Raw genomic sequence first — 7,057 nt, 5'->3', positions numbered from 1 at the left:
TTTTAGTTCGGAAAGCATGATTTGTCGAATGAATTTTCCATAAACATTTTACAGAAGCGAAATATACGATCCAAAAGTACAAGAGAATTTTATTTTATGTGGTGATATGTGTGCTGCTTGCGGCATTCCTTTTGGGACAATATATTTACCCAAGTGAAAGGGAACCGGTCACGGAGGAAAGCATTACTTATACCGGAACCTTTTACCGGATGCTGGGAGAATCGAAGCTGCGCCAGCTGTTTGTTTCCAATGCTTCTATTCTGTCGAATATGTGCTTCTTCGTTGTGATGTTCTGCCCGGTTCCGATCATGTTCTATATTGATAGTGTGCAGCAGGGAAGGTAGAAAAATCAATGCTTTACTTGACTTATCTTAACTCAAAATAATATAGGTTTCCAACGGGGACTTGAGCTCCTAAGCACTAGTTGAGGGTTCAATTCCCCCTGGGAACGTGCATTTTTTGCAGCAATGATCGTGAAAATTCATTGTTGCATTTTTTATTTTATGGTATTTCCTGAATGATACCGAACGGCTGAAGCAGCTTCTAAAGCTCACAAAAGAAACGGACAGCTTCTATCTTCAGAAGCGTAATATTTCTGAAGATTATGATCCGTTGGGGGCGTATGCCTTTGAAAACTGGAAACAGTATTTCAACGATGAAATTCGTGGAAGATATGAAACTCTTCATGAAGATCTGCTCTACACATCCAATCGTCAGAGCTTTGAAAAAGCAATTCAGGCATTTGAATTTATCAGTCACCTGTTTGCTTCCATAGGTGAATAGGTTATTAAAAATCTACAATAAAAAGCCAGATACTGAAAAGCAGTGTCTGGCTTTTTCCTTGGTTCTCCTATCGGAGACAGCCACCTGCGTGATCAAATGCAGAAGGTTATTGATGAACAGGGACTGCCTGATGTGGTATTTCATGTTTTATTCTGCTTTGGATATACTAATATTGGAATAGAAAAGTGCGAAAGGTTGCAAAAATCTATTTCAAAGTCCATCCATCAGGTCTTGCCTATGTTATCTGAATGCGCCTCAAAAAACAGTTTTTACATCTGTATTGTAACTCCAACAAGAAAGGATTCCTCACCGGGAACAAGATCGAGATCACCGCCATGGCCTTCAATGATTTTTCGGACAGAGGAAAGCCCGATTCCGTGATCAGCGGATGCGCCCTTTCGGGAGAGGAATGTTTTTCCCTCCTGAAAGACCAGCCCGTCGTAAGTGTTTTCAATCTTCAAAAAATACATATTGCCTTTGGTTTCGCCGGCAACTAAAATGCGGCGCACGCCTTGCTTTTGGCGGCTGCACGCCTCAACGGCATTGTCCAAAAGATTGCCTAGCACCGTACACAGTTCCACATCGGTAAGCGGCATCTGATCAGGAAGATCGAGCCGCACCTGAAATTCTGTCCCTTGTATCTGCGCCATGCCGTAGTAGTATTCAATCAGCGCATTTACGATGGGATTTTTACAGAACGCAACATAGGAGTGACCCGATGACGCCGCAACCTGTTCCTCTACCTGTAACAGGAAGGAGCAGATCTCCGTCTGCCCACGTTCAGAGGCCATGCGGTCTATGGTGTGCAGATGGTGTTTGATGTCGTGAATCAGCCTTCTGTTTTCTGCCGCTGCTTCAGAAACCTGACGGCTGTATTCGGTCTGCATAGAAAGCTGCCGGACGACCTGCTTGCGTTCTTCCTGAAAAATCAGGCTGTTTCCATACCCCTCTACCACATCGCGCCAGAGGGAATAACCGATGGCGGCTGCTATGAAAAAGCTGCCCCATTCCAAAAACCAACCACCGATAACCGGCTCATAAACCGGCAGAAGGCGATCCCATATAAAGGCGCAGGTTGCGGCTGCCGCAGCATAGAAGATCGGCCTGCTCCGTTTTTCTCCTCTGTGAATGGCAAGCACAGCGATGATAAATAGATAGAGTGCAGATGCCGCCTTATACCAAAAGACCGATGCGGAGAAGAAACGAATAGCTCCAAGGGAGAGATGGGAAGCCATCATGCCATACAAAAACGCATATACCAGGAAGGCAGCGCCCACTCCATTACTGATGGCCGCAGGCAGGAAGCCCGGCCTGCATATCCGGTTTTGCAGAACCACAATCAGCCAGGTAACCAGATAGATACAGAACAGTTCAATCGTGTACCAGGGGAATATGGGAACAGCAGCCAGCATATGAAGCACAGGATAGGATGACAGGCCGCACATGGCAAGGCAGATCAGTCCGAACAGGAATGTATTTTTCTGTTTCATCCGGCGGCTGAAATAAAAGGACAGCAGCGCACAGACAAAGGTAACCGTACAGCCAAAAAGGCAGAATGCAAACCGGATTCCTCTGGTAGTATTTACCGCCAGCATCGTTCCGAAAGCAGGCGGATAAACAATCCCTCCGTAAAAGTGGTCATAGTTGCTGACCGCTATGGTGAGTGTGACCGGTTTTCCGCCATGAAAAGTGACCATGCGGTTTTGAACCAATGGTGTCCCATGTGCAGGTTCCCCCATTTGCAGGATCAGGTCTTGATCCAGATAAAGGTTGTAAGCAGAAAACACTTCCGGGATTTCCAGTGCATACACTTCCTTCCGTTCCGGCAGAAAGAATGTCATCTGGTAAGTCCCGCAGCCATAGGGAGAAGGGCTTGCAGGACTGGAAAAATTGGTCTGCTCTCCAATGGAAAGGTAGCGCATATAATGGCTTTCATCCAGTATTTCTTCCGGGGTCAAAAGCGCGTCAGGATAAAATGCCCAGCCGGATACCAGAAAGCGCACCGGTGACTTTTGAAGTTCTTCCTCAGAAAGCGCCAGAATCCCATTTGCCGCCTGGATTGTGTCCTGACCATATTTATTATTGAACTGATACAGGCCAAGAAAAAACAGGGATGAGCACAGGCAGACCATACATAAGGCAGCATATTTTTTTACCGCAGAAGATACCATCTTATTTTCGCCTCCTCCTTAGGAAAAACACACCGGCAGACAGAATAAGCAGACAGGCCGGAATCAAAAAGAATATGGACGACCAGCTGTGCTCTGTGTCGGCAGCATGTGCCAGGGAAGCGGTATCTTCCTTTCCCACAATGGTGTAAGTCCCTGTATGGCTGATCTGAAAGGAAGCGGCTTTCGCCGTATCGTCGTAACCGGTCATGGGGATTTCCACGCCGCTTTCATCACAAAGGAACAATGTGCCGGCTGCCGGGTCATTTGGATAGGGCAGCATGACAGATACATCCGGCAGAAAGTTGAGCACAGTTCCATTGATGGAAAACGAAAAAGAAAAACCGCCATCCGTATCCTTTTGGATGATGACTTCAATCTGATCTTCGTTTTGGATACCCTCCGGCAAGGCATCTTTGGGTATGCTGATGGTGATTCCCTGTTTGGAAAAGATGGCTCTTTGCTCCCCTGTTTGCAGCATCATCAAAAAGCGCGTGCCGGAAATCCGGTCAGTGGTTTCATCGAGGAACTCTGAAAACGCAGAGTTTTGGGAATCTGCGCCTTCCTGGGGAACGGTCATAGCGCTTTGCACGGAATCTTTCCTGTTTTCTGAAAGCTTCCGGGCAGGATCGGTAAGCTCTGAAGCACCGACAATCGTCTGCACTTCAGGGGGCTGCGTCAAAGTGGTATCTTCCTCTGGCTGACCTGATATAACGGGCGCTTCGATTTCCGGTATAGTCGGTTCATCGGAATCCGTTCCACCGTCATTTGTTACAGGCGGTTTTGAAGGCTTCGTGGAGGGCCTGTCTGCAAAACCATGATCCTGATCGTCGGTATCTTCAGGAGGCGGCTGAATGATGGTGTCGGGTGGATTTCCGCCTGCATCCCCTCCATCCCGGTCGCCTTCATGATACCCTTCAAGGACAATTTCATCTGCGTAGGTAAAGGACAGGATGCCGGTCTGTCCGCCGTCATAATCAACCTGAAGACGGTAACCGCTGCCCGGCGTCAGCAGACGGGTAGCAATCGAGAGCATTTCCCGTCCCACGTAAATGCCATTTTCCAGCTGGTTCCATGAACCGTTGTTTTCGGACAGCCATACACTGATCTTATCCAGTTCTCCCGGCGGTGTGACCCAAGGAAAATAAAGGTTTCCTCTGGCGGCCAGAAAACAGTTAATGTCTGGTCTGTCCGGAGCCTGAACAGAAACAGGAATTGTAATTTCAGGGAAATCGACACGATCCGCAAATATGGTATTTTCCGGTGCAGTCAGCCTTCCTGCTGCATGGTACAGTCCCACAGTATTCAGATCAATACCGGAAAAATCCCATTCCACCACAGCGGTGTAGCTGGTTCCGTTTTCCGCAGAGCATTCCAGATAATACGGGGAGGCGGCGAATAATTCTTCCAGCGCTTCAACTTCGCTGCCCTGTGGGAGCGCAAATGCATTTGTATAAGGATACCATTGCTCTATGGAAGTAATGACAGTAGGCGGCATTTCTTCCACCCGGACGGAAATCTGAAGCTCCTGCAAGACAGCTTCACCAAAGGCATACCCCTCCGGCAGTTCAATCCGGCCTGCTGCGGTATATTCGCCCGGAGTGGTCTGGTCAATGGATGAAAAATCCCATGCGACAGAAAATGTTTCCTGCCGGATTTCTTCCCCTGCTGTTACAGTGGCGCAGACGGTTTGATACTGAAAGGCCAGCTGATAAATTTCCTCCAGATCATCATCAGACGGTGTGGCTCTAAGGGGCAGGGTGAAATCCGGCAGGGAGAGCAGTTCGTCTTCCTTTTGTATTTCTGTGACGAGGACGAGGGATACTTCTTCCGATGCTTCCGGTGCTTCCGGGGTTCCGATCTCCAGTGTCTCCGAAGCCTCGCTTTCTAAACCCGGCGGATTCTCCCTTCTTTCATCGGCATTGGCTGGGGTTGCAGTTTCAGCGGCAAATGCGGGGATACTGCCGGTGAAGCAGAGGAGGCATGCCAGACAGCCCCCCAGAATACGCCTGCGTATTTGTTTCATTCTCATACGATACGCCCCATTCCAGAGAAAACATATTGACGGTAGGTTTCCCGCAGCTGTTTTCCATTGCGGAGAGCAATCGGAAGATTCTCCCCGTTTATCAAACGGAAGGTCTGACTGTCAACATGGCTGATATAATTCATGTTGATTAGAACGCCCCGGTAGCAGGGCAAAAAACGCTTGTCCTTCTGTAATGCGGCAGTAACCTCCTGAAAGCCTCCGCTTACCGGTATCACGCGTTCCGCCGTATGAATCCGTGTCATACGGTTTTGATAATCTATGTACAGAATCTTCTCTGTGGGAAGTTCCAGCTTTTGACGGTCAGCCATAACCGAAAGTGTCATCACTTCATAGGGCGGTTTTAGCTGGCACAGCTCCATCGCTTCTTCAAAATCTGCCTGATGGAGCGAAAGCGGCTTCAGCAGATAATAGCTGGCGGACAGGCTGTACCCCATCCGGGCATAATCTTCTGTAATGGTCAGAAAAACGATCTTACAGAGCCTGTTTTTCTGGCGCAGCCTTCTGGCGGCCTCTATTCCATCCATGTTCTCCATATAGATGTCCATAAAGACAAGCTGAAAATCGACCTGGGCGGCAGCTTTCAGAAAATTCTCTCCGTCCTCAAATTCTGTCAGCGTATAGTCCAGCTGATGCCGTTTCATATAATTTTCCAGGCAGACAGACAGTTCTTCTCTGTCCTCTGCTCTGTCATCCACAATCGCAATCTGCATCGTGCCATCTCCTTTGCACAATAATCCAATATTAGTATAACATAAAACCGCAGGAAAAACTTGCGTCTTAAACAGGAAACCTGCGTCTTAAACAAAGTCGGTTGCATTTCCCTTGACAAGATGCTATCCTAATTATACTACCAGACTTTCCGATGAGAAGGTCTGGTTTTTTTATTTTTCTTTTCAGGAAAGGAGGCTCAGCATGAAAATCGCACTTTGTACGGAATTAAGGAATGCAGAATGGTTTGAGAGTAGGCTGCGCTCCCTTTTTGCTGGGGACGGACAGCTTGTCATCGACGAGCTATGGAATGAGAAGCAGCTATCTCAGGCACTGCGGCGGAGCCGCTACCATGCGGTTGTCATCGCCATGACCGGGGCAAGGGGATTGGAGGCTGCCATTCAGGCAAAGCAGCTGGCACCGGAAACACCGCTTGTCTGGTGGAGCGATGATAAAAACTTCGCCCTGATCGCGTATCACCTGCGTATCCCTGTGTTTCTTCCGGCAGACTGCTCCGATCAGGAGCTATATGAGGCGATAAAACCCATCATGAAATGGAGGTGCGAACATGCGAATTGCGCTATGCAGTTATAGCCAGAAAGAAAAAGAAACCGCTTTGCTGATGAAGCTGGGCAAAGTAGACCGCTTTGATAACGGCGTGTTTTGTACCTATGCCATGCAGCGGGATGGGCCTTATGATGCTGTGGTGGTCATGGAGGACGGAGCCAGAGGGATGAATTTCTGCATGAGCATACGAGGCTACAGCAGGGATGTCCCGCTCCTTTGGATCAGCGACCAGGCAGAGTTTGAACCCCAAAGCCGCAGGATGCAGGCGGACACCTTTTTGGTAAAGCCTGTGACGGAATATCAGCTGCGGGAGGCAGTATCCCGGCTGCTTTAGGGAAAAAGGGTAAAAGAGAGGAGTTTACATGAAAAAGAAAAACACCATGCCAGAGAGGGATTGGCAGCAGACCCATGAAAAAATCAGGCGGAGGGAGCTGCGTAAGCGCATACTTGTGATGGGCTTGACCGTTGCGATGGTTGCCAATACTGTAGACCTGTCCGCACTCTCGGTTTCTGCAAAGACCGATGAAAGTGAGACAGGTAAAACGACTATTGTTTCTTTTGAGGAGCTTTCAAAGGACATCACGGAGCAGACCCTGCCCATCGGTGCGCTTGAGAGCGACATCAAGTTTCCGACCAGTCTGACCGTTACGGTAGAAAAGACCACGCAGGCGGATGAAAAGGAAGCCGACGATGAAGAAGATGCTTCCGAGACGGGAGATACAGAGAAGGACGATGCGCAGACGGATGACAGTAATGGAGATACTGCGTCCTCTGATGATAAGAA

7 protein-coding genes are annotated in these 7,057 nt (G+C 48.6%); 4 read left to right on the top strand and 3 right to left on the bottom strand.

Features of this window, described 5'->3' with window-relative positions; genetic code table 11:
* The first annotated feature begins 98 nt into the window (after positions 1-98).
* Complete coding sequence (locus tag ACLTOQ_RS16120; RefSeq protein WP_412319941.1) at positions 99-344, top strand: hypothetical protein; 246 nt, start codon at positions 99-101, stop codon at positions 342-344.
* A 708-nt stretch (positions 345-1,052) separates the two neighbouring features.
* Here the strand turns inward: ACLTOQ_RS16120 and ACLTOQ_RS16115 are convergent.
* The 3 genes from ACLTOQ_RS16115 to ACLTOQ_RS16105 are packed head-to-tail and all read right to left on the bottom strand — an operon-like array spanning position 1,053 to position 5,708.
* A complete protein-coding gene (locus tag ACLTOQ_RS16115) occupies positions 1,053-2,954 on the bottom strand; it encodes a sensor histidine kinase (RefSeq protein WP_412319939.1) in 1,902 nt (633 codons plus the stop codon).
* Position 2,955: 1 nt separating this feature from the next.
* Positions 2,956-4,983 (bottom strand): hypothetical protein, encoded by a 2,028-nt coding sequence (locus ACLTOQ_RS16110; RefSeq protein WP_412319938.1) that lies wholly within the window; start codon positions 4,981-4,983, stop codon positions 2,956-2,958.
* Complete coding sequence (locus ACLTOQ_RS16105) at positions 4,980-5,708, bottom strand: LytR/AlgR family response regulator transcription factor (RefSeq protein WP_412319937.1); 729 nt, start codon at positions 5,706-5,708, stop codon at positions 4,980-4,982. The genes ACLTOQ_RS16110 and ACLTOQ_RS16105 overlap by 4 nt, the downstream gene beginning before the upstream one ends.
* 202 nt (positions 5,709-5,910) lie before the next feature.
* Between ACLTOQ_RS16105 and ACLTOQ_RS16100 the strand changes: the two genes are divergently transcribed.
* The 3 genes from ACLTOQ_RS16100 to ACLTOQ_RS16090 all read left to right on the top strand — a co-directional run.
* Positions 5,911-6,300: a hypothetical protein gene (locus ACLTOQ_RS16100; RefSeq protein WP_412319262.1), complete on the top strand. Its 390-nt coding sequence runs from the start codon at positions 5,911-5,913 to the stop codon at positions 6,298-6,300.
* The gene (locus ACLTOQ_RS16095) at positions 6,275-6,607 is read left to right on the top strand and encodes a hypothetical protein (RefSeq protein WP_412319936.1); all 333 of its coding nucleotides are present in this window, start codon (positions 6,275-6,277) and stop codon (positions 6,605-6,607) included. Before ACLTOQ_RS16100 ends, ACLTOQ_RS16095 begins: the two co-directional genes overlap by 26 nt.
* A 28-nt stretch (positions 6,608-6,635) precedes the next feature.
* Positions 6,636-7,057 (top strand): hypothetical protein (locus ACLTOQ_RS16090; protein ID WP_412319935.1); only part of this gene is annotated, 422 nt, incomplete at its 3' end.

It is taken from the genome of Gallintestinimicrobium sp., assembly GCF_046968865.1.
In the GTDB taxonomy this organism is placed as follows: domain Bacteria; phylum Bacillota; class Clostridia; order Lachnospirales; family Lachnospiraceae; genus Gallintestinimicrobium; species Gallintestinimicrobium propionicum.
This window is presented reverse-complemented; position numbering and strand designations above follow the sequence as displayed.